Origin of the sequence: Tabrizicola sp. (genome assembly GCF_041911175.1) — a bacterium.
Taxonomy (GTDB): Bacteria; Pseudomonadota; Alphaproteobacteria; order Rhodobacterales; family Rhodobacteraceae; genus Tabrizicola.
Window position 1 is genome coordinate 22442 of record NZ_JAYRPN010000051.1, and the last position, 22343, is coordinate 44784.

Sequence of the window (22343 nt, forward strand, 5' to 3'; positions counted from 1 at the left end):
CTGTAGCGGCGGGGCAGGCCGCCGCAAGCCTCAGGCCGAAAGCAGACCCATCGGGGTCGCGTCGCGGACGGTGTGGAACGCCAGCGCGGCCTGCGCCCGGAAGGTGATCAGCGTCGCCCCGCCGGTCAGCGGGCGGAACCGGCACGAGACGAGCCGCCCGTCGAGCAGGCGCACTTCGCCCTCCCAGGGCGTGCGATCACCCGCGCTGGTGACAAAGTCGGTCGCGTCGTCCCACAGAAGCGAGGGAGCCGCATGGTCGCGCCACCAGGCGCAGAGCGTGGCGATGCTTGCCTCGGACAGCAGGACCTGCGGGTCGTGCTGCCAGAGCTGGGCATAGGCGTGGTTCGACATCACCAGTTGTCCCCCCTGCGAGAAGACGGCGACCGCATCCTCCACCGCGTCGATCACCGACTGGCCAAGTTCCAGGTCCGCCCGATAGCGGCGGGTGCGGGACATCTCGTTCGAGATATCCTCGAACATGAAGGCCAGCGCGCCGTTCGGATGCGGACGCCCGATGACCCGGTAGGTCTGGCCGCCCGGCAGGCTCCAGGTTTCCTCGAAGAGACCCATCGTCGCCTCTTCCTCCAGCCGGGCCAGCTGCTTGCGCCAGCTGCGATAGTCGCGCGGCTCCGGGATCATCGCCGTGGCGCGCATCGCGTCGAGGAAGGCGTTCAGCGTCGGGCGGGAGATCAGCAGTTCGGGCGCAAGCGTCGTCAGATCGGCGAGCGCGGGGTTGAACATCTGCAGGCACCGCGAGCGGTCGAAGATCGCCAGGCCGATGGGCAGGTCGGCGAAGGTCTTGGTCAGGGTCTGCATGAATTCGCGCAGCGCGGATTCGGCCTGCACCGCCTTGTCGGCGGCCAGCGCGTAGCACAGCGTCTCGTCCCCTTGCGGCATCCGCACCAGGTCGAACCATTCCGGGCCGCTCGGCATCTGCAGCTTCAGCCGGGGCAGGCGGGCGGTCGGCTCGGGTTGGTCGAAAAGCCTGGGCAGGGGCCAGGACAGGTCCTCGCCCTCGGGCAGCAGCTCCACCGCGCGGATGAGATAGGCGTGATTCGCCCAGATCACCGCGCCTTCCGTCGCCTCCTTCCACATCAGGACGGGCGCGCGCGACAGGATGGCACGTTGCGCCATCACCTCTTGCTGCAGCGCCGCCACCGTCGCCGCATCGGCCTGGCCCGCCTGACCGGCGGTCTGCCCGCCGTCCAGCGTCACCCGGGTCAGGCCGGAGATATGTTCGGCGCGAAGAACCAGCGGGGCATCAGCACCGGGCCGGGAGGGGACATGCATCTGACCGACGCGGGGCAGATTGGCGAGCCGTTCGGAAAGATCGGGAAAGTCCGGCCCGAACCGCGCGACAAGCCGCGACCAGGCGCGGTTGTCCTCCCCCTCGGGCAGCAGGGCGCGCGCGGCGGGCGAGGCGTCGATCAACCGCTCGCCGTCGAAGAGATAGGTGACCTGGGGCGAGCCCTGGTCGAAGATGCTGGGGCGGGCAGGCTGGCGACGGCCTTGCCAGGCCGCAAGGAGCAGAAGCGCGGACAGCGCGACAAGAAAGCCGGTCACCACCATTCCGAACGCCATCGACCATTCGCCCGCCATCTGGACCCTCCGGGACTGAAAGCACCCCGCAAGGCTAGGCCGGATTCGGTTAATTGCCCGTTAACTGCGCCTCAGCTTTCGAAACGGGTATTCTCGCCCAGGCCGCCGGACGAGGGTGGCGGCACCAGGTCGGCGGCATCCCACACCGCCTCGACCACCGCCCCGCAGCGGTCTGGCCGATCTTCCGGCGGCAGGAACGGGTCGGTTCCGTTGGCAAAGGACAACTCGGCCCCGGACCGTTCCAGAAGCGTCTTGGCGATGAAGAGCCCCAGCCCCATGCCCTCGTAGCCCGGACGCTTCTCGGCCTCCGGCTCGGAACGGCGGGCGCGCACGAAAGGGTCGCCGATGCGGCCGATCACGCTGGGCGGGAAACCTTCGCCATCGTCGGTGATGCGGACGACGATGCGGCGCGAGGTCCACTCCCCCTCGACCCAGACGGTCGAGCGGGCGAAGTCCACCGCGTTCTGCACCAGATTGCGCAGGCCGTGGATGATCTCGGGGCGACGCAGGATCGTCGGTTGCGCCTCGTCGCCGTCCATGATCGGCACGAAGGCGAAATCCACCTGCTTGCCCCGCGCCAGGTGCGGCTCGGCCGCCTCGCGCAGGACCGCCGACAGCGGCGCCTGCCGCAGGTGCAGGTCGTCCTTCCCGGCACGGCCCATGTCGCGCAGGATGTCGCGGCAGCGGTCGGCCTGCTCGCGGATCAGGCGGGCGTCCTCCTGCAACTCGGGCTGGGCGTCCAGCTCGTCGATCAGTTCCGCGCTGACCAGCTTGATGGTGGCCAGGGGCGTGCCCAGTTCATGTGCGGCGGCAGCGACGACCCCGGCCAGGTCGGTCAGCTTCTGCTCGCGCGCCAAGGCCATCTGGGTCGCCAGCAGCGCTTCGGACATGTGGCGCATCTCGGTCGCGACCCGGCGGGAGTACAGCCCGAGGAACAGGATGCCGATGACGATGGACAGCCAGAAGCCGAAGGCGAAAAGCCGGGGAATGACCAGTTCGGTCCCGTCGGCAAAGCGCAGCGGCAGATACCAGACCATCGCCACCGAGACGGACAGGATTGCCAGCGCGCCGAGCAGCAGCGTGGAGCGCAGGCGCAACATGCTGGCCGAGATGGTGACCGGGGCAAGCAGCAGGATCGCGAAGGGATTGGTCAGGCCGCCGGTCAGCACCAGCAGGAAGGCCAGTTGCGCCAGGTCGAAGAGCAGGGTCAGGAAGGCCTCGGCCTCGCTCAACCGCCGGTTCTCGGGGTAAAGCCCGACCAGAAGCAGGTTTGCCAGCACCGAAAACCCGACGGCCAGCGCGCAGAGGCCCAGGGGCAGCAAGAGGCCATAGACCTGGCTGGCCACCAGGATTGCCGCGATCTGCCCGGCGATCGCCATCCAGCGCACCAGGATCAGCGTGCGCAGGCGCACCATGTTGGCCCCGGCATCGCGGGACAGAAGGGCGGGGAGCGCAGTGACCATGCCGTGACCGGATATCTTCCCAAGCGGGTTGACCATTGGTACGGGTCGGCGCATCTGAGATCAATGCGGCCCATCGGACCTGGGGATGAACATGACAAAGCTATATGCAGGCGTGGCGGCGGCGGCGGTTGCGGCCTTTCTTGGGGCCTCGGCCTGGTATGTGGTGGCGAACCGGGCCGATGACGCCTTTGCCGAATGCCGCCAGGGCCAGGTGGCGGGCGGCGATATCGGCGGGCCCTTCACGCTGGTGGATACGACAGGCAAGACCGTGACGGACAAGGACGTGATCACCAAGCCAAGCCTCGTCTATTTCGGCTATACCTTCTGCCCCGATGTCTGCCCGCTGGACATGGCGCGCAACGTCGAGGCAGTGGACAAGCTGGATGCGCAGGGTCTTGACGTGACCCCGGTGTTCATTTCCATCGACCCCGAACGCGACACGCCCGCCGCTCTGGCGGATTATGCCTCGAACCTGCATCCGAAGCTGGTTGCGCTGACCGGCAGCCCCGAACAGGTCAAGGCGGCCTCGCAGGCCTACAAGACCTTCTACAAGAAACGCGAGACCGGCGACGAATATTACCTCATGGACCATTCGACCTTCACCTATCTGATGCTTCCCGGCACCGGCTTCGTCGATTTCTTCCGGCAAGAGGTCAGTTCCGACCAGATGGCGGAAAGCGTTGCTTGTTTCGTGAAGGCAGGCAAAGCTAGATCGTAGGGCATGGCTCGCGAAGATCAGGAAAGACGCATGACCGAAGACATCGCCGATCTGGGACCGGACCCGACGCTTCTGCTTGTCGATGATGACGAGCCCTTTCTGAAACGGCTTGCGAAGGCGATGGAAAAGCGCGGCTTCCTGACCGACACCGCGCAAAGCGTGGCCGAAGGCCGGGCCAAGGCAATTGCACGCCCGCCGGCTTATGCGGTGGTCGACCTGCGACTGGAAGACGGCAACGGGCTTGAGGTCATCGAGGCCCTGCGTGAGAAGCGGCCATCCTGCCGGATCGTCGTGCTGACCGGCTATGGCGCAATCGCCACGGCAGTGGCGGCGGTGAAGATCGGGGCGGTGGATTACCTGTCGAAGCCCGCCGATGCCAATGACGTGACCAATGCGCTCCTGGCCAAGGGTGGCAATCTGCCGGAGCCCTCGGAAAACCCGATGTCGGCCGACCGCGTGCGGTGGGAACATATCCAGCGCGTCTATGAAATGTGCGACCGGAATGTTTCGGAAACCGCGCGGCGCCTTTCGATGCACCGCCGCACCCTGCAGCGCATTCTGGCGAAAAGAAGCCCGAGGTAATCAACAATTCTTGCGCGATTGCGCTATTGGCCCTATTGAGGAGATGTCTTTATCCGAGGGGGATCAGGCATTGAAACTGGATTTGAATACGCTCTCCTTGAAAGAGCTGAAGGATCTGCAATCGCAGGTAGCAAAGGCAATTTCGGGATATGAGGATCGGCGCAAGCGCGAGGCGCTGGCGGAACTGGACGAAAAGGCGAAGGCAATGGGCTTTTCGCTGGCCGAGTTGATGGGGATCACCGCCGGTCGGAAACGCTCGCCTTCGATGGCCAAATACGCCAATCCGGCAAATGCCGCCGATACCTGGTCGGGCCGGGGCCGCAAGCCGCGCTGGTTTTCGGAAGCGCTGGCCAAGGGCAAGAAACCCGACGACATGGCGATCTGAGCCTCAGATCTGCGATTTGAGCCATTTCAGGAATGCCCGGGCCGCAGCACGCTTTGGCCCGGGCAATGTCACGATGAAATAGGCCGGAAGCTTTTCCAGTGCCTCGTGCACGATGCGCAATCGCTCGTCCGCCACGTCGGATTCGATCAGCGCCGCGGTTTCCACCACCAGCCCAAGCCCCTGCCGCGCCGCCGCGATGGCCAGTTCCTCGCTGCTGATATCGGTCCGGCTCAGGGCATCCGGGTCCAGCCCCAATTGCCGCAACAGCGCATCCTGCTCGGGCCAGCTGCGCGACAGGACCCAGTCCATGTCCGCCAGTTCGGCCGTCGTCATCCTGGTCTTGTCGCCGATCAGTGACGGAGCCCCCGCAATGACCAGCCGGGCCGAGGCGAGGTATTGCACCTCCAGCCCCGGCCAGTCGCCACTGCCATAGCGGATACCGATGTCCATCCGCTCGCGGTGCAGGTCGACGACCTTGCTGTCGGGATGCAGCGACAGGCCGATGTCAGGCTGCTCTTCCCAGAAATCCTTCAGCCGCGGCATCAGCCATTGCGCCGCAAAGCTCGCCGTCAGCGTCACCCGCACCGGGCGATCCGCCTCGCCCGCCCGCAGCGCCTCCAGCCCACGCTGGATCGCGCCGAAGCCTTCGCCCAGCGCTTCAGCCAGCTGTTCGCCGTCGGTAGTCAGGCTGACGCCCCGGCCTTCGCGCTGCACCAGCGGGCGGCCCAGCTGATCCTCCAGCGCGCGCACCTGCTGGGCGACGGCGGCATGGGTCACGTTCAGCACCCGCGCCGCCTGCGAGAAGCTGCGCAATTCCGCCGTCGCCGCGAAGGCGCGCAGGGCGGTAAGTGAGGGGATGCTGCGCCAGTCGGTCGCCATATGTTAGCCAGCCTTACAATATGGAAGCCTTATTGAATCGTATCATGCCACGTTTCATGGCAAAAGGGATCATGACAAGACGAAAAGGAGAAAGATCATGTTGAATATCTTCGCCGATGCCCTGCTGGTTGCCACGCGGTTCGGCCGCACGACCGAGGACTACCTGCCGCGCCACTATCCGCGCCGGTCCCCGCGTGAGTTCCAGGATGACGCAGGCCTGCGCACCGCCGACCATCTGCGGCACATGGGTCGCTGATGCCCTCTCGCTGTCAGAAGTCCTTCAGCAGTCTCGCCACTGTCGAGACATAGTCCGCCCGCACCTCTGCGGGCGGACGAAGCCGTATCTCCAGCCGATGCACCAGCTCCGGCACGGGCCGCCCGAACAGCTTGTCGGCCTCCGCTTCCCGGAACCCCGCGATCCGCACCGCCTCCAGCCAGGCCGAGACCTTGTCCGCCGCCTTGATCGCCTTCTTGATCGGCGCGGGCAGCACCGCAGGCAAGCCGAAGCGCAGGTGCACCGCCGCCGTCAGCCGCTGGTCCAGCTCGCCGTAGCCCGGTCCGACCGCCGCCTTCACCGGGCTGATCATGTCGCCGATCACATATTCAGGCGCGTCATGCAGCACCGCCGCCAGCCGCCACTTCGCCGCGATGCCGGGATTGCCCCGCGCAAAGATCTCTTCCACCAGCAGCGAATGTTCCGCCACCGAATAGGGCCAGTCGCCCCGCGTCTGCCCGTTCCAGCGCGCAACGAACGCCAGGCCGTGCGCGATGTCCTCGATCTCGACGTCGACCGGCGTCGGGTCCAGGAGGTCCAGCCGACGCCCCGACAACATCCTTTGCCATGCACGTTTGGTCATCATCTGCCCCTAGATTTCGGCGCGATAGGGATCGGCGAAGCGGGTGAGCATCTTGCGCAGGATGCCCGCGCCCCGGTGATGCCGCAGCACGATGTTGGCCAGATCGCGCAGCGGCATCGGCATCGGATCGGCGGGCGGCGCGATCAGGGGCAGCGCCTCGGGCCGCATGGCCTCGCAGAAGTGCCGGTAGGCGTGATTGAAGCGCGCGTCAAACGCGCCCTTCGACTCGCGGTCCGGCTTGATCCGTCCGATGAAATGCCGGAAAAAGACCGGGTAGCGCATCGGGACCAAGGGATAGCGCCCGTTTGTCTGCCAGTTCCAGCACGGCGCAAGCAGCGCAAAGCCGCCGCGCAGTGCCAGGTTGGTCATCGACTGGTCGGTCAGCACGATCGCCTGCGGATGCGTCTTCAAGACCTCGAACGATCGGCGTGCAACGTCCTGCTCGGCATAGGCGCCGGAGTTGATGAGTTGAAAGCCGGTATTGACATAGGGAAGCGCCGGCAGATCGGCGAGAACGAATTCTTTCGCATGATGGTTCGCCTCGTAGAAGAACGGCGCGTCGAGAACCGCCCCGATCGGATGCGGACCAAGGTCAATCTCGAACAACCGGTTGAGGTCACCGCCCTCGACGAACATGTCGCTGTCGAGATAGAGAATGCGCCGATAGCGGTGCCCAAGCTCGGCCACCAGATTCAGCCGGTAAAGCATCGCCAGCGACCCGCGGAAACGCGCCACTTCCGCATAGTCCGGCAGTGCCCCAGTCGCGTGGAACATGATCCCCAGCGCCTTCGCCCAGTCGGGCAGTTCCAGGTCGTCCATCGACGAGATGACGATGTCGAACCGGCGATGCGGGTTGTAGTGCGCGATCTGCCAGACCATGAACAGCGCCAGGTGATAATAGTTGCGGTCGCAGCAGAACGCGACGGCACAGTCGTGGCTCTGGGGGGCGGGCATCGGGCTCCTCTCTGCCGGTCCTTGCACTCTTCACAATGCCGGATGCTTGACAAGTGCCCCACGTTGTCTTGACCGCCCGCATTTGCTATGGCCCCGCCTGACCCAGGATCAAGGAGAGCGCAGGATGGCTGCGGATTACATCGTCAAGGACATCGCCCTGGCCGACTTCGGCCGCAAGGAACTGACCATCGCCGAAACCGAGATGCCGGGCCTGATGGCCTGCCGCGAGGAATTCGGCGCGTCGCAGCCGCTGAAGGGCGCGAAGATCGCCGGGTCGCTGCACATGACGATCCAGACCGGCGTGCTGATCGAGACGCTGAAAGCGCTTGGCGCCGATGTCCGCTGGGCGTCGTGCAACATCTTCTCGACCCAGGACCATGCGGCGGCGGCCATCGCGGCCTCGGGCACCCCGGTCTTCGCGATCAAGGGCGAAAGCCTGGAGCAGTACTGGGACTATACCGACAAGATCTTCCAGTTCGGCGGGGAAGGCGGGACCTGCAACATGATCCTCGACGATGGCGGCGATGCGACGCTGTACATCCTGCTCGGCGCGCGGGTGGAGGCCGGTGAGACCGACCTGATCGCCGTGCCGACCTCGGACGAAGAGGTTTGCCTCTTCAACCAGATCAAGAAGCGCCTGGCCGCTTCCCCTGGCTGGTTCACCAAGCAGCGCGCCGCGATCAAGGGCGTCAGCGAGGAAACCACCACCGGCGTCCATCGCCTGTATGAGCTGCACAAGCGCGGCCAGCTGCCCTTCCCTGCCATCAACGTCAACGACTCTGTCACCAAGTCGAAGTTCGACAACAAGTACGGCTGCAAGGAATCGCTGGTCGACGGCATCCGCCGCGCCACCGACACGATGATGGCCGGCAAGGTCGCCGTCGTCTGCGGCTATGGCGACGTTGGCAAGGGCTCGGCCGCCTCGCTGCGCGGCGCGGGTGCCCGGGTGAAGGTCACGGAAGTAGACCCGATCTGCGCGCTGCAAGCCGCGATGGACGGCTATGAAGTGACGCTTCTGGAAGACGAAGTCGCCAGCGCCGACATCTTCATCACCACCACCGGCAACAAGGATGTGATCCGCATCGAGCACATGCGCGCGATGAAGGACATGGCGATCGTCGGCAACATCGGCCATTTCGACAACGAGATCCAGGTCGCCGCGCTGCGCAACCACAAATGGACCAACATCAAGGACCAGGTGGACATGATCGAGATGCCCTCGGGCTCGCGCATCATCCTTCTGTCCGAAGGCCGCCTGTTGAACCTCGGCAACGCCACCGGCCATCCCAGCTTCGTGATGTCGGCCAGTTTCACCAACCAGGTCCTCGCGCAGATCGAGCTGTGGACCAAGGGCAAGGACTACGCTCCCGGCGTCTACATCCTGCCGAAAGCACTGGACGAAAAGGTCGCCCGGCTGCATCTGAAGAAGATCGGCGTCAAGCTGACCGAGCTGCGCCGCGACCAGGCCGACTATATCGGCGTGAAGGTGGAAGGCCCGTTCAAGTCGGACCACTACCGCTACTAGATGCAAAAACCGGCCCGGTTCGTCCGGGCCGGTTCGTTCTCAGGCTATCGCGCCTTCTGGTCTCAGGCCTTCTGGACAGTCGGAACACCGGCTGGATGATCCATCGCAGCAACGGGCGATTTCTGGTTCAAGAGGCCCCAGAGAAACCCGTTCGTCACCGACTGCATCCCCAGCGCGCCAAGCACCGCCACCAGCGAGGCGATCCGGGTCATCGTTCCGGGTTGCAGCGGGCCGAAGTCATGCGCAGCCCAGAAGCCGACCGATCCCAGCGTCGCCAGCACCGCCATCACCAGGAACACCGCCCCGACCTGGCAAGCCGCTTCCACCGACAGCCGGGCCCGCAAAGCCTCGAACCGCTCCGAGGTGGGCAGCAGGCTCATCCGCACGGCAAACAACCGGGCAAGGGCGTGGAACCAGACCAGCTGGAACCCGGTGATGATGAAGGTCGCGGCAAAGATCATCGTGCCGGTGTCCAGCGTCACGCCGCCCAGGCTGACGGGGGTGAACAGCAGCGGCAGGAACAGCAGCGATCCAAGGCCCAGCAACAGAAGGCCCGGATACAGAAACAGGCTGAACGGCGCGAAGGTCAGCAAAAGCTTCAGGTGCCGCCAGCCATCGTGCCAGGTCCTCAGATGCGGCTTGCGCGACCGGCCATCGGGCTTCAGCGTCGTCGGGACCTCGACAATCTTCAGCCCGGCCATCGCTGCGCGCATCACCATCTCGGGGCAGAATTCCAGCTGTTCGGTGATCAGGTTCAGCGCCAGGATCTTGTCGCGCGAAAACCCGCGCAGCCCGCACTGGAAGTCGCCGACCGGAGCGCCATAGAGCACCCGGCCGATGAACGAAAGCACTGGGTTGCCGAGGTAACGGTGCAGAAACGGCATCGCACCGGGCTCGATCCCGCCGCGAAAGCGGTTGCCCATCACCAGGTCCGCACCGCCACGCAAGGCCTCGACAAAGCCATCGAGCCGCGAGAAATCATAGCTGTCGTCGCTGTCGCCCATGATCACGAACCGGCCCTTCGCCGCCGCGATCCCGGTGGACAGCGCGATTCCGTTGCCGCGACGCGGCGCCAGCACCACCCGCGCGCCATGCGCCTCGGCAATCTCGCGGCTGCCGTCGGTCGAGCCGTTGTCGGAAATCAGTACTTCGCCGTCGATTCCGGTCCGGGCAAGGAACCCCTTGGCCTTTTCGATGCAGATTGCCAGCGTCTCGGCCTCGTTCAGGCAGGGCATCAGGATGGTAAGTTCAAGCATTCGGAGGATCCTTCCGGGGCACAGCGGGCACCTGGTTCAACACCTTGGGTTGCTCCGGAAGATGCGCCCGGATTTGCGCCAAAAATTGGGCGCACGGGGGTTGCAAACAGGGCAGAGGCGGGAAAAGCCGCCGAAGCAGATGAATTCGGCCACAGTTTTGACTGTTTCCAGTACGACAGGTGATCCGCGACCAATCGAGCGATGCCATAGGCAATGGAAACAGAATAAATTGGGTCTACAGATGAGCGCGTCAATCGAATCAAGGTCCAGGATCAACTGGTGGATTTGCCTCGGAGCTATGGCGATCCTGGTCCTGAACGCCGCCCGCAGCCTGCCGCAGATCGCCGATCTGTTGATAACCGGTGACGGCGATGATCTCACCCGGTTGCAGGAGGTCCGCGACTGGCTGGCGGGCCAGTCCTGGTTCGACACGCGGCAGTATCGCATCCTTCCGCCCGAGGGCATTTCGATCCACTGGTCGCGCTACATAGACCTCGGGATTGCCGCCTTCCTGGTTCCTGCGTCCTGGGTGCTGCCCGCCACCCAGGCCGAACTTGCGGCCGTCATTCTCTGGCCGACTTTCCTTGGCTGTCTGGCAGTCCTGGTGATCGGTCCCGGCGCGAACCGGCTGATGGGTCCGGCGGGGGCAATCGGCGCCCTCGTCGTCTTCCTGACCTGGAGCAAGCTTGGCGGAGAGTTCTCCGCGGGCCGGATCGACCACCACAACATGCAGATCCTTGGTTCGCTGGCGGTCTTCTACCTGTCGCTTGTGCCCGGACGGCGGGCGCTACTTGGGGTTCTGGCCGGCATCGCAACGGCCTTCACCCTGGCCATCGGGCTTGAGATGCTGCCTTTCCTGGCGGTGAACTGGGCGGTGATGATCCTGCGTCAGGCGTTCGACGAAGACGGCATCGGCCACTGGTTGACCGGCTTCTGCACTGCCTTTGCCATCGCCGCCCCGTTGTTCCTGGCTGGCCAGACCCCGATCACCGCCTGGGGAACCAATTATTGCGACGTGCTGGCGCCACCCGTCCTGTCGCTTGCCGGAGTCGGGATCGCAGCCAGCCTGGCAACGGTCGCCCTTGCCAACACTCTTCGCAATCCTCTGGCCCGCATCCTGCTGGCTGCGGTCGTTGCGGGCGCCGGGCTCTGGCTGATCTCGCCCCTCCTCCTGCCCTGCCGCGCCGGTCCCTATGCCGAGGTCTCGCCAGAGGTGCTCCGGCTTATCGAGACGCAAGTGACCGAGGCGCTGCCTGCCAGCATGTTGCTTTTCGATCGCCCCGAGCTTCTGTTCCGGGTGCTGCTGCCACCCGTCGTCATTGCCGGGCTTGCCCTTGGGGCAGCGGTCCTGAAGCGGGGAAGGATCGGAAAGACCATCGGCATCGCCCTGATCCAGTCCTTCGTCCTCTTCCTGGTCGGGTTTGTCTTCGCCCTGGTGCAGATTCGCGCCGCGAACCTAATGACGCCGGCGGTCACGGTCCTGGCGGCCTTTCTGGGCCATGTCTTCGTCAGCATTCCCCGCGACCACCGACTGCGGGCCCCGGCAGCACTGCTGCTCCTCTTCGCAATGCCCACCGTCGTCGAGGCCGCGACCCGTCTCATCGCCGGGCCTCCTGCCCTGCCCGGCCAGGACAGCAGCGTCGATCTTGTCACCGCGCAGGACGGGTCGTTCACCGCCGCCTATTGCCGCAACGAGGCCGCGATGGCCGAGATTGCAAGCTTGCCAAAGTCGGTGATCTTCGCGTCGCTGAACCTTGGCCCGGCGATCATCGTCTATACGCAGCAGTCCGTCACCGCAGCGGGCTATCACCGCAACACGGCGGCCTTCAGCAACGGCATCATCGGCTTCCAGGACCGCGATCACCTGCGCGATCACCTGGCCAGTTCCGATGCAGACTATCTGGTGGTCTGCGCCGGCGCAGGCGAGGAACGGGTGGTCACCCGGCTTGAGGGCGCGGACTGGCCTGACTGGCTGGTCGAAGTGACCGGAGACCGCAAGCAGATACGCGCCTTCAAGGTCGACAAGTCCGCCCTTGCCCGTGAGATCGGCGGATCATGACCATGACCGAACGCTCGCGGAACACCCTTCTGCGTTTCCTGGTCGTGGGCGGCGGCCTTGCGCTTGTCTATGCCACGCTGGCCGCCCTTGCGACATCGCACCTGCCGCTGCCCAAGGCGCTGGCCTCGGGGATGGTCTGGGTGCTCTGCATCCCGCTGGGCTTCTGGTGCCATCGCCGCTTCACCTTCACCACCCGCACGCCGCACCGACACGGCCTTTGGCTATACGCTGCCACGCAGGGGCTGGGGATCGGCATCGCCGCATCCGTCGGCTACCTTCTGGCCAACGGCGCCTTCCGGCACGATCTGTTCGTCCATCTCCTCGCCTCCGGCCTGGCTGCGGTGGCCAGCTACCTGATCTCCCGCTGGATCGTCTTTCCCCTCCCCTCGGCCGACTGACGGCAACCCGAAGAATTTCCCCTTCCCGAAACCGGACGCTGCGTCTACCGTCGCTGCCGTTAACGATCACCGTTCCAGTCAAGGGAGACAAAGGATGGGCAAGAGGGACGATCTCATCGCCAAATATGCCGATGACCTGAAGAACAAGTGCAAGGTGACGCCGGACATGGCGCTGCTGACCAAGGTGACGATCGGCTGCGGCCCGTCGATCTACGACAACGACGCCCAGACCGTCGCCGCATCCGACAAGGAAGAGCTGGAGCGGATCAAGGCGAACTTCCTGATCAAGAAGCTGGGGCTGAGCGACGGCGCGAACCTGATGGAAGGCATCAACGCCGCCATCGACACCTACGGCAAGTCCGAGCGCAACAAGTTCCGCGCGGTGTTCTATTACCTGCTCGTCAAGCATTTCGGCAAGGAAAAGGTCTACGCCTGATCAAGGCGGACCGGCGGACATTGTCTTTGCGCGCGGGGCGGGTCATGTTGGCCCGCCCGCAGCCGGAAAGCCCCGATGTCCGCCACTCCCGAACCCGCGCAAAGCCCGGTCGACAGCACCGTCGTCCAGGTGATCCTTGCTGTCGCGCTCGGTCATTTCCTGAATGACCTGATGCAGTCGCTGATCCCGGCAGCCTATCCGCTGCTGAAGAGCAACCTCGCGCTCAACTTCTCGCAGGTCGGTCTGATCACCTTCGTCTTCCAGGGCACCGCTTCTGTCCTGCAACCGCTGGTCGGGCTTTACACCGACCGCCGGCCCTTGCCCTATGCGATGTCGGCGGGGATGGCCTCGACCGGGATCGGGCTGGTGCTCCTGTCCAGGGCGGACAGTTTCGGACTGGTGCTGATGGCTGTCGCCTGCATCGGCCTCGGCTCCTCGATCTTCCACCCCGAAGCCTCGCGCATCGCCAGGCTGGCAGCCGGGATGCGTCCCGGTTTCGCGCAATCGCTGTTCCAGGTCGGCGGCAATGCCGGGTCGGCGCTTGGCCCGCTGGCGGCGGCCTTCGTGGTGATGCAGCGCGGACAGCTCTCGATCGAATGGTTCGCCGCCGTGGCGCTGGCCGGGATGGCGCTCCTCTGGGGCGTCGGGCGCTGGTATGTCGCGGTAGGCGCGGCCCGGGCCCATGCCCGCAAAAGCCGCGCGCGCTCGGCGACGCCGCTGCCCGCCACCACCGTGCGGCTGGGGATCATCCTCTTGATCCTCCTCATGCTGTCGAAGTTCGTCTATTCGGTCTCGCTTTCCAGCTACTTCACCTTCTACCTGATCGAGCAATACGGGCTGAGCGTGGGCCAGTCCCAGCTTTGCCTCTTCATCTTCCTCGCCTCGGTCGCGGTCGGCACCATCATCGGCGGCCCCATCGGCGACCGGATCGGGCGGCGGCGCGTGATCCTGTGGTCGATCCTGGGCATCCTGCCCCTGACGCTGATGGTCCCCTGGCTGCCGCTGGTGCCTTCGGTCATCGCAGTGTCGCTGGCCGGGCTGATCCTCGCCTCGGCCTTCCCGGCGATGGTGGTCTACGCGCAGGACCTGATGCCGCAAAGCACCGGGATGGTGGCGGGGCTGCTCTTCGGCCTGGCGTTCGGGATCGCCGCGCTTGGCGCGGCGGGGCTCGGGGTGCTGGCCGACCATTGGGGCATCGTCACCGTCTACCGCATCTGCGCCTTCCTGCCGCTGCTGGGGCTGGTGGCCTTCCTGCTGCCCAATCCGCGCGACTGATCGGATTTGCCCTAAATGCCGCGCGCTTGGCATTTGAGCGGGGCGGCAGAGTCGGGTATCACAGTGAAGTCAGGGCAGGACGCCCGGGACCCTTATACAGATCACGCGGTGCGATGGGGTGTGCGCGTGGGGTGGATGGAGGGTCCCGTAGGGGTGCGGGGCCCTCCATTCTTTTTCACGACATGACCTGCGCGGACCAAATTCCTTCGAAGGAATTTGCAAAAGTCTTCGAAGACTTTTGGGCGCGCGCCGCTCGAAAGTCCCGCCTCAGAACAGGTTCAGCACCACGCCCATGATCGTGCAGCCGACGACCGAGTTCACCCCGTCGATCAGCGTCAGCGTCGGTTTCCGCATCCCGAAAGCGTAGTTCATCGCGACCCAGGGCGTGATCAGGAAGGCGCCGATCCCGGCCCCGCCCATCACCCCCTCGCCGATCGTGTCCAGCCCCGACATCGCGAAGACATGCCGCATCATTCCCGCGACGATGCCCATCGCGACCAGCCCGACGACGAAGGGCATCGGACTACCGTTGCCCTGCGGCCTGCCGTTCGCATCGACCGGGATTTCCGCCGCCGCGATCCAGGCCTTCGACATCGACATGTACCAGACCGCCCCGAAGGCGAAAGCGGCAAGCGCCGCCACGATGACGTTGAGGAATTCCATGACCGTCCCTTCCTGTTTTGCCGGAAGGATGCCGCAAATCCGGCCCTCGGGGAAGCGTCAGCCGATCCGGCCCCGCACCCCGCCGGTCTGGCCCCGGTCCAGCAGCAGGTGGTCCAGCAGCACGCAGGCCATCATCGCCTCGCCCACCGGCACCGCGCGGATGCCGACGCAGGGGTCGTGGCGGCCCTTGGTGATCAGGTCGACCTCGCGACCGTCCTGCGTCACCGTCTGCCGGGGCGTCAGGATCGACGACGTGGGCTTCACCGCGAACCGGCACACCACCGGCTGTCCGGTCGAAATCCCGCCCAGGATGCCGCCCGCGTGGTTCGACAGGAACTCCGGCCCCTTGGCCCCCATGCGGATCTCGTCCGCATTCTCCACGCCCGTCAGGCTGGCCGCCGCCATGCCCTCGCCGATCTCCACGCCTTTGACCGCGTTGATCGACATCATCGCCGCCGCCAGATCGCTGTCGAGCTTCCCGTAAAGCGGCGCGCCCAACCCCGGCGGAACCCCTTCCGCCACCACCTCGATCACCGCGCCGACCGAGTTGTGCGCCAGCCGCAGCGCGTCCAGATACTCGGCCCAGTCCGCCGCCGCCACCGGATCGGGGCACCAGAACGGGTTCCGCTCGATCTCGCCTGCATCGAACCGGCTGCGGTCGATCCCCTTCGGCCCCATCTGCACCATGTAGCCGGTGATCCTCAGCCCCGGCACCAGTGCCGCCAGCGCAGCCCGCGCCACGCCCCCCGCCGCGACACGGCTTGCCGTCTCCCGCGCCGAGGACCGCCCGCCGCCGCGATAGTCCCGCAGCCCGTATTTCTGGTGATAGGTGATGTCCGCATGCCCCGGCCGGAACGACTGCGCGATCTCGCCATAATCCTTCGACCGCTGGTCGGTGTTCTCGATCATCAGCTGGATCGGCGTGCCCGTGGTCTGGCCCTCGAACACTCCCGAGAGAATCCGGACCTCGTCCGCCTCCTGCCGCTGGGTGGTGAACTTCGACGTGCCGGGCTTGCGCCGGTCCAGCCACGGCTGGATATCCGCCTCGGTCAACCGCACCCCCGGAGGACAGCCGTCCACCGTACAGCCGATGGCCGGCCCGTGGCTTTCGCCCCAGGTGGTGACGCGGAAAAGGTGGCCGAAGGTGTTCAGGCTCATGGGCATGTCCTCGCTTGGGCATGGGAATACAGGCCGCACGGCCCCGCTCACAAGCCCCGCAGCGACGGAAAATCCGCCACGGCGCGTAGAAGGGTCACGGCTCCGTGAGATTTTCGACCCGAGAGGGGTTGAAATGCCCCACCCAGGCCCCACCTCCCCTTGGCGGGCCGGGCCCCTCTGACGACACCTGTCGTGATGTCGGACCGCATCGAGAAATCGTGCTCGATGTCAGCCCGGCAAACTGCCCCTCACCAAGGCTGACCTCTCGACGCACCCGAAAGAGAGGCAAACGGGGATGGAATTCCTCTTCCTGACATTTCTGGCCAAGCCCTTGTGGCTGTGGCTTCTGTTCCTGACCATCGTCGTCACACTGATGGTCTTCGACCTGGGCGTGCTGCACAAGGACGACCACGAGCTTGGCGTTACCGAAAGCCTGGAGCTCTCGGCCTTCTACATCGGCATCGCCGTGGCCTTCGGCGGCTACATCTGGTGGGCCTGGTCGAACGGCACGCTGGTCACAAGCGACGGCACCAACCCGGTGGCCAGCTATTTCCAGGGCTACATCATCGAGAAGGTGCTCTCGATCGACAACGTCTTCGTCATCTCGCTGATCTTCGGCTACTTCGCGATCCCGCGGAAATACCAGTATCGCGCGCTCGTCTGGGGCATCATCGGCGTGATCATCCTGCGCGGGCTGATGATCGCTGTGGGCGCCGAGCTGATCGCGGCCTACGACTGGGTGACGCTGGTCTTCGCTGCCTTCCTGGCCTTCACCGGCGTCAAGATGCTGGTCGTGCCGGACAGCGACCCCGACCTGTCGCAGAACCCGGTGGTGCGCTTCATCTCGACCCACATGAACGTCACCAAGGGGCTGCACGGGCAGAAGTTCTTCGTCCGCCAGCCGAACCCCGCCACCGGCAAGCTGATGCTCTACGCCACGCCGCTCTTCGTGGCGCTGGTCGTGATCAACTTCGCCGACCTGGTCTTCGCGGTGGATTCGGTGCCCGCGATCTTCCTGATCACCACCGACACGTTCATCGTCTACACCGCGAACATCATGGCGATCCTCGGCCTGCGGGCGCTCTACTTCGCCTTGGCCGCGCTGGTCCATCGCTTCCACTACCTGAAATACGCGCTGGCCGTGGTGCTGATCTTCATCGGGCTGAAAGGCTTCTACAGCTACTTCTTCGGCAAGTTTAACCCCTACCTGTCGCTGGCCATCACCATCGGCATCATCGTGGCGGGCATCGTCTATTCGCTGTGGAAGACGCGCGGCGATGACGACGGGCACGGGACGGCGGTCAAGGCGGCGGAGTAGTTCCCTGCCTGATCTGGCCTGAAACATCGTGGTCGCCGGGCACCCCGGCGATCCGCAGCAGCGAAAGCCCCAGCGTCACGTCCACCAGCCCGTCCGGGCGGCGGCTGACCTGGGGCGGCTTCGGCCAGGCCGTCAGGTCATAAACCTGTTCCGCCTGCCACTGGCTGACATGCGTCACCCCGCCATAAGCCAGCACGAACACCACCGCCCCCGGCCCCGGGTCGACATGGGTGATCCCGGTCCCGGCATGAAGCGTGTCGTTCCCGCCCCCCAGCCGCACCCGGTTCCGCCCCGGCCCGGTATGCACGACCGAGGACCCGTCGCCATCATGGATCTCGTCATTGCCATGCCCGCCGAAAATCTTGTTCCGCGCCGCCGTGCCGATGATCGTGTCATCCCCCGTGCCGCCATCCAGCACATCGCGCCCGCCGCCGCCGACCAGCCGGTCGTTCCCGGCCCCGCCATAGAAATAATGCCGCGAGCTTTCGCTGACCGAGATCGCCCGCAGAACGTCATCCCCTTCCCCACCGTAGAACGTCGCCCCGCCGTATTTCGGCCCGATCATCACGTCGTTCCCGCGTGAGCCGCGGACACTGACCATCACCCGTTCCGTCGTCTCGAAATGGATCGGGCTGTCCGGGTGGGCCACGATCCGCAGCATGCGCGAGGATTTCTTCGCCGCCTCGGCATCCTCGTGCCGCGCCAGCACCGTGGCGATGCGGATGTTCTCAACATTCATCGGGCAGTGCAGGACATAGCCGTCCGGCCCGCCCAGATACCACAGCGTATCGTTGCCGCCGTCCTTGGTTTCCCTGATCTTCTCGGCCTCGGCGCCATAGGCCCAGTAATTGTCGTTGCCCCGGAACCCCTCCAGCACCACGGACCCATCGACCGCCATCATCGCGTTCACGCCATCCGCCGGATTCTCGAACCCGCGCAGGTCCAGCCCCAGATCCAGCGCCCCCTTCACCAGCTCGCCCCGGAGGACATCCATCGGCGCAGTCGCGATCAGGTTTTCCGTCTCGCCGGGGTCGGCGACCACGTCGTAGACATGCTCCTCGCCGTTCGGATAGCGGAAATAGCGGAACTGGCTATAGCCCTCGACGGAAGGCCGCACCGACAGCGTCCCGAACACCGAGGTGATCGGCGATTTCGTGTCGTCGAAGCTGCCGAAACTGGCGTCGATCAGCGGCAGCAGGCTTTGCCCCGACACCCAGTCCGGGCGCGGCGGCAGGCCCGCCAGCTGCATCACCGTCTTGGGGAAGTTGTGCAGGGACACCGGCACGTCCACCACTCGGCCCTCCGTCATCCGGGGCGACCAGATCGCCAAGGGCACATGCGCCGCCGAATCCCACTGGCTCATCTTGTGGAAACTGTCGTGGTTCCCGAGGTTGAAGCCGTTGTCCGACAGGAAGATTACCGTCGTCCGCTCGCCCAAAGGCGAGGCTTCCAGCGCCGACAGAAACCGCCCGATCTCATGGTCGACATGGCTGATCGCGGCGAAATAGGCGCGGACCACCTGCCGCCAGCCATCATCGCCGCCCTTTTCCGGCGTCCAGTTGCCATTGGCGATATAGGCCGCCTCATAGACCGCGAAACCGGGTGGGGGGCCGTAGTAATCCTCAGGCGCGGCGATGTCCGGCCAGCGGATCTGCGCGGGGTCATACAGCTGGTAGAACCGATCCGGGCATTCCAGGTTGTAATGCGGATGCTTGAACCCAAGCTGGATCAGGTGCCGCCGCGCCGGATCGGCCCGGCCCAGAAAATCGATCGCATTCTGCGCCACGGTGAAATCATAGAACAGCGCGTCCTGCGACCCGTCGTCGTCGGGATGGTTGATCCCCGCAATCCCCGGCCCGCGGTCGAGGTAGTGATGCATCTTCGTCCGCCCACCCGAATCCTGCGCGGGGACGTCCTCATGGAACAGCACCCGGCGGTAGCGTTCCGGCATCGGCTTGTAGGTCGCGTCGACCTTGCCGGTGGTGAAAGTGTAGAACCCCGCCCGCCGCAGGTCATAGGCCCAGGCCTTCTCCGGCGGCAGCACCTGACGCCAGAAGCGGTTGAGGTCCACGAGCCCGGTACGGAACGGCGACAGCCCCGTCGCCAGTTCGGCCCGGCAGGGCGCACACAGCGGGATCGTGGCATAGGCATTGCCGAACCGCACCCCGGCGTTAAGAAGCCGGTCCAGGTTCGGCGTCTGGATACGGATCCCGAACGTCTCGCGCCAGGTGAAGACGTCGATCATGTCATCCACCCAGATGACACAGATGTTGTCGCCCCGGATGCTCTCCGCGTCGAACCCCATCCTAGAGGCCCGTCAGCTTCAGCCGGGCCGGCAGCGCCCAGCGCCGCAGCGCCCCCTCGCCGAAATCGCCGCGCAAGGCCCCCCGGTTCGCCGGATAAGGCCCCTCCCCCGGTGCAGCCGCATGGGCATAGGTCACGAAAACCTCGCCCTCGGGCCGCTTGGAACACGTCAGCACCACCACCTTGGCATCACCCGCATCGACGGCAACCCCGGTGATCTTCGCCCCGTTCGTCACCCCCTCCAGCGCGAAGCCCGCCAAAGGCCCCGCCCCGAACGGATCGTCCCCGTCGATCACCAGCCCCTCCTGCGCCTCGCAGATCAGCCGGATGCCGCCCTCGGACCATTCCGCCAGCTGGATCACCGGGCACAGCCATTTGCCCCCGCCCTGCACCGCCAGCAGCGCCTCGGCCAGCAGCACCGCCTTCTCGGCCCGGCCCGCATCGGTCAGCCGCCCGGTATCGTCGATCCGGAACGCATAGGAGGGCGCGGCGAAGACCAGCCGGTGATCGCCGTGGTTCCACGACAGCTCCCACTGGCCCTCCAGCCCCGGCCCCCGCGTCACATCCCGCGTCCCGCAGTCGAAGGCCGCCAGGAACACCGGCCGCGCCAGCCCCTGCTTCGCCATCCCGCGCGTGATCCGCTCCATCAGCGCGATCATCCCGTCGCGATAGGCCACGGGGTCGCCGGTCAGGTCTTCCAGCGTATAGTCCAGCACCACCGCCAGAACCTGCGCGCCCGCCCCGAGCCGGGCCGAAGCCGCCACCAGATTGGCGAAGCACTGGTCCAGGTTCGCCACCGCTGCCCCGGTCCCCAGGTCATGCGCCGTCGCCGCCATGTCCGTCTCGGCCCGCACCAGCATCAGGGGCAGCGGCTGGTGCGCCGCCCGCCGCCGCGCCAGCAGCTCATCGGCCATCAGCGCCTCGACCGTCAGCTCGCGCAGCGGTTCCAAAGCGTCGGTCACCGCCGCCTCGCCCTCGCCGCCCTGGCCAACGGCACCAATGTCATCCGCCGGTGCCAGCACATGCCAGCGGAACCGCGCCGGACCGGGCGAGCCAAGCCCCGCCCGCGCCCCGCCGATCCCCAGCACCGCCAGCAGCGGCCCCCGCGCCTCGGCGATGATCGCCCCGCCCGCCACATGCCGCCGATACCCCCGGGCCGAGTCCGCGCCCGGCAGGTTGGCCTGGAAGACCACCCAGTCCCCCTCACGCCGGGGCGCCCAGAGGTCGATGTCATCCGGCAGATCTGGCAAAGGCAGCGCCTCCGCCTGCTGAACCGCCTGCGGTTTCAACTCCAGCCGCGCCGCAATGTCGGCGATCACCTTGTCCGACAGGCGCAGCACCAGCCCGGTCTCGTCATAGCGGATCACATCGCCGTTCTCGGCCCGGATGATCACGCCTTCGGTGGAAGTTTCCGCCATCAGAACAACACCTTGAAACGTTCGGGCAGCCGATAGACCCCCTTGGGCCGCGCCCCGCCGGGGGCGAAATAGACCACCTTCTTCTCGCGCCAGCCATCGACCATTTCCTTGCGGAATTCCGGGAAGTCCACCGTCTCGGCGCGCGGCGTCTCCGTCGACAGCGCCTTGTAGGTCTCCCAGGCGGTATCCCAGCCGGTCTTCTCGCGCTCCACCTCTTCCAGCGCCCCGCTCTGGATCACCCGCTGCGCCCGGCGTGTGGCCAGCCGCGCTTCGGTCATGTCGTGGTCGATGAAGCGCAGGTGAAAGAGGAAAAGATGCGGGTCGAGATGCAGCTTCGGATGGTTGGCGAAATGCCCCCCCGGAGCAAGGTCGATCCGGTCGCGGGTGATGCAGGGCTTGGCGTAATTCGCGTTCAGCCGGAAGATGCGGCGCACGTCCAGGATGTTGCGCCCTTCGCTGATCGCCTCGGGCTCCAGCTTCGGATTGTGCGCCATCTCGATCGCAAAGGGTGTGATCACCTTCGGCCCACCCCTCACCGCATATTGCGCCAGATAGTCCGGCAGGCTGTCCGACACCGCCGGGTCGACACAGACGATCTCGTCCACGTCGCCGACCAGCACCCAGTTGTAGAAATTGGTGAAACCCGTCGTCAGCCGCGACAGCATCTGCCAGCGGCGCTGGTTGAAACAGTTCCGCGTCGCGTCGAAGGGCAGGTAAATGACATTGCAGCCCTCGGCGATGCGCTTGTGCTCGGGGTCGCCGCCGTGGCTGAGGACGAAGAGGTTCTCGCGGCCCAGCTGGCGCCCATAGTACTCGACCCAGCGGGACAGGAAGAAATGGTCCCCCCCCACCATCGTCATCGCCATCATCCGGCCGCGCGTCGTGTCCATCGGCTCCGTTCCTGCCCGTCGCTTCCCGCATAGCATGAGGTCGAAGCCGTGGCCTAGAGGGCAGCCCGCCTCACCCTCCAAATGCCTTTCACATTTGCCCAAATATCCTCCGGGGGTTTGGGGGTGGAAAACCCCCAACTGCCCGAGCCGGTTGCGCGTTCTTCACGCGCAGAGGCGAGACAAAGGCTTGCGCGCCAGCGCTCAAT

At 65.7% G+C, this 22343-nt stretch carries 21 protein-coding genes; 10 read left to right on the forward strand and 11 right to left on the reverse strand.

What is annotated here, in order from left to right:
- Positions 1 to 30: 30 nt before the first annotated feature.
- Positions 31 to 1599: a PAS-domain containing protein gene (locus ACE3P6_RS06710; RefSeq protein ID WP_374393007.1), complete on the reverse strand. Its 1569-nt coding sequence runs from the start codon at positions 1597 to 1599 to the stop codon at positions 31 to 33.
- Positions 1600 to 1670: 71 nt separating this feature from the next.
- The gene (gene regB / locus ACE3P6_RS06715; RefSeq protein WP_374393011.1) at positions 1671 to 3062 is read right to left on the reverse strand and encodes a sensor histidine kinase RegB; all 1392 of its coding nucleotides are present in this window, start codon (positions 3060 to 3062) and stop codon (positions 1671 to 1673) included.
- A 91-nt stretch (positions 3063 to 3153) separates the two neighbouring features.
- On the opposite strand from regB, the gene ACE3P6_RS06720 reads away from it, so the two are divergent.
- The 3 genes from ACE3P6_RS06720 to ACE3P6_RS06730 all read left to right on the forward strand — a co-directional run bounded on the left by ACE3P6_RS06720 (position 3154) and on the right by ACE3P6_RS06730 (position 4747).
- On the forward strand, positions 3154 to 3780 hold the full coding sequence (locus ACE3P6_RS06720) for an SCO family protein (protein ID WP_374393014.1): 627 nt from the start codon (positions 3154 to 3156) through the stop codon (positions 3778 to 3780).
- A gap of 30 nt (positions 3781 to 3810) precedes the next feature.
- Positions 3811 to 4362, forward strand: a complete 552-nt coding sequence (locus ACE3P6_RS06725) for an ActR/PrrA/RegA family redox response regulator transcription factor (RefSeq protein ID WP_374376276.1) — start codon at positions 3811 to 3813, stop codon at positions 4360 to 4362.
- A 70-nt stretch (positions 4363 to 4432) separates the two neighbouring features.
- The gene (locus tag ACE3P6_RS06730; RefSeq protein ID WP_374376274.1) at positions 4433 to 4747 is read left to right on the forward strand and encodes an H-NS family nucleoid-associated regulatory protein; all 315 of its coding nucleotides are present in this window, start codon (positions 4433 to 4435) and stop codon (positions 4745 to 4747) included.
- Positions 4748 to 4750: 3 nt separating this feature from the next.
- Here the strand turns inward: ACE3P6_RS06730 and ACE3P6_RS06735 are convergent, their stop codons facing one another.
- On the reverse strand, positions 4751 to 5626 hold the full coding sequence (locus ACE3P6_RS06735; RefSeq protein WP_374393017.1) for a LysR family transcriptional regulator: 876 nt from the start codon (positions 5624 to 5626) through the stop codon (positions 4751 to 4753).
- Positions 5627 to 5723: 97 nt separating this feature from the next.
- On the opposite strand from ACE3P6_RS06735, the gene ACE3P6_RS06740 reads away from it, so the two are divergent.
- Complete coding sequence (locus ACE3P6_RS06740) at positions 5724 to 5882, forward strand: hypothetical protein (protein ID WP_374393020.1); 159 nt, start codon at positions 5724 to 5726, stop codon at positions 5880 to 5882.
- A 13-nt stretch (positions 5883 to 5895) separates the two neighbouring features.
- Here ACE3P6_RS06740 and ACE3P6_RS06745 read toward each other — a convergent pair whose 3' ends face one another.
- Complete coding sequence (locus ACE3P6_RS06745) at positions 5896 to 6486, reverse strand: hypothetical protein (protein WP_374393022.1); 591 nt, start codon at positions 6484 to 6486, stop codon at positions 5896 to 5898.
- A 6-nt stretch (positions 6487 to 6492) separates the two neighbouring features.
- On the reverse strand, positions 6493 to 7437 hold the full coding sequence (locus ACE3P6_RS06750; protein WP_374393024.1) for a glycosyltransferase: 945 nt from the start codon (positions 7435 to 7437) through the stop codon (positions 6493 to 6495).
- A 124-nt stretch (positions 7438 to 7561) separates the two neighbouring features.
- On the opposite strand from ACE3P6_RS06750, the gene ahcY reads away from it, so the two are divergent.
- Positions 7562 to 8962, forward strand: coding sequence for an adenosylhomocysteinase (gene ahcY, locus ACE3P6_RS06755; RefSeq protein WP_374393027.1), 1401 nt, complete (start codon positions 7562 to 7564; stop codon positions 8960 to 8962).
- Between the two features lie 62 nt (positions 8963 to 9024).
- On the opposite strand, the gene ACE3P6_RS06760 is transcribed toward ahcY, so the two are convergent.
- A complete protein-coding gene (locus ACE3P6_RS06760; RefSeq protein WP_374393029.1) occupies positions 9025 to 10218 on the reverse strand; it encodes a glycosyltransferase family 2 protein in 1194 nt (397 codons plus the stop codon).
- Positions 10219 to 10516: 298 nt separating this feature from the next.
- Between ACE3P6_RS06760 and ACE3P6_RS06765 the strand changes: the two genes are divergently transcribed.
- From ACE3P6_RS06765 to ACE3P6_RS06780, 4 genes are all read left to right on the forward strand, one after another.
- Positions 10517 to 12277, forward strand: a complete 1761-nt coding sequence (locus ACE3P6_RS06765) for a hypothetical protein (RefSeq protein WP_374393031.1) — start codon at positions 10517 to 10519, stop codon at positions 12275 to 12277.
- Positions 12274 to 12675, forward strand: coding sequence for a GtrA family protein (locus ACE3P6_RS06770; protein WP_374393034.1), 402 nt, complete (start codon positions 12274 to 12276; stop codon positions 12673 to 12675). Before ACE3P6_RS06765 ends, ACE3P6_RS06770 begins: the two co-directional genes overlap by 4 nt.
- Before the next feature lie 94 nt (positions 12676 to 12769).
- Positions 12770 to 13111, forward strand: coding sequence for a DUF2853 family protein (locus ACE3P6_RS06775; RefSeq protein WP_374375389.1), 342 nt, complete (start codon positions 12770 to 12772; stop codon positions 13109 to 13111).
- A gap of 75 nt (positions 13112 to 13186) precedes the next feature.
- Entirely contained in the window at positions 13187 to 14386 is a 1200-nt protein-coding gene (locus ACE3P6_RS06780; RefSeq protein WP_374393036.1) for an MFS transporter, read from the forward strand.
- A gap of 267 nt (positions 14387 to 14653) precedes the next feature.
- On the opposite strand, the gene ACE3P6_RS06785 is transcribed toward ACE3P6_RS06780, so the two are convergent.
- A complete protein-coding gene (locus ACE3P6_RS06785; protein ID WP_374393038.1) occupies positions 14654 to 15049 on the reverse strand; it encodes a DUF1761 domain-containing protein in 396 nt (131 codons plus the stop codon).
- A gap of 57 nt (positions 15050 to 15106) precedes the next feature.
- A complete protein-coding gene (gene aroC / locus ACE3P6_RS06790) occupies positions 15107 to 16207 on the reverse strand; it encodes a chorismate synthase (protein WP_374393041.1) in 1101 nt (366 codons plus the stop codon).
- A 295-nt stretch (positions 16208 to 16502) separates the two neighbouring features.
- Between aroC and ACE3P6_RS06795 the strand changes: the two genes are divergently transcribed.
- Positions 16503 to 17525, forward strand: coding sequence for a TerC family protein (locus ACE3P6_RS06795; RefSeq protein WP_374393042.1), 1023 nt, complete (start codon positions 16503 to 16505; stop codon positions 17523 to 17525).
- Here the strand turns inward: ACE3P6_RS06795 and ACE3P6_RS06800 are convergent.
- From ACE3P6_RS06800 to ACE3P6_RS06810, 3 genes are read right to left on the reverse strand one after another with little or no spacing between them, the layout of a single operon-like run.
- On the reverse strand, positions 17509 to 19830 hold the full coding sequence (locus ACE3P6_RS06800) for a sulfatase-like hydrolase/transferase (protein WP_374393044.1): 2322 nt from the start codon (positions 19828 to 19830) through the stop codon (positions 17509 to 17511). The two genes, ACE3P6_RS06795 and ACE3P6_RS06800, sit on opposite strands and share 17 nt — an antisense overlap.
- 1 nt (position 19831) lies before the next feature.
- The gene (locus tag ACE3P6_RS06805; RefSeq protein WP_374393046.1) at positions 19832 to 21247 is read right to left on the reverse strand and encodes a hypothetical protein; all 1416 of its coding nucleotides are present in this window, start codon (positions 21245 to 21247) and stop codon (positions 19832 to 19834) included.
- Entirely contained in the window at positions 21247 to 22137 is an 891-nt protein-coding gene (locus ACE3P6_RS06810) for a glycosyltransferase family 2 protein (protein ID WP_374393049.1), read from the reverse strand. Before ACE3P6_RS06810 ends, ACE3P6_RS06805 begins: the two co-directional genes overlap by 1 nt.
- Between the last annotated feature and the right edge of the window lie 206 nt (positions 22138 to 22343).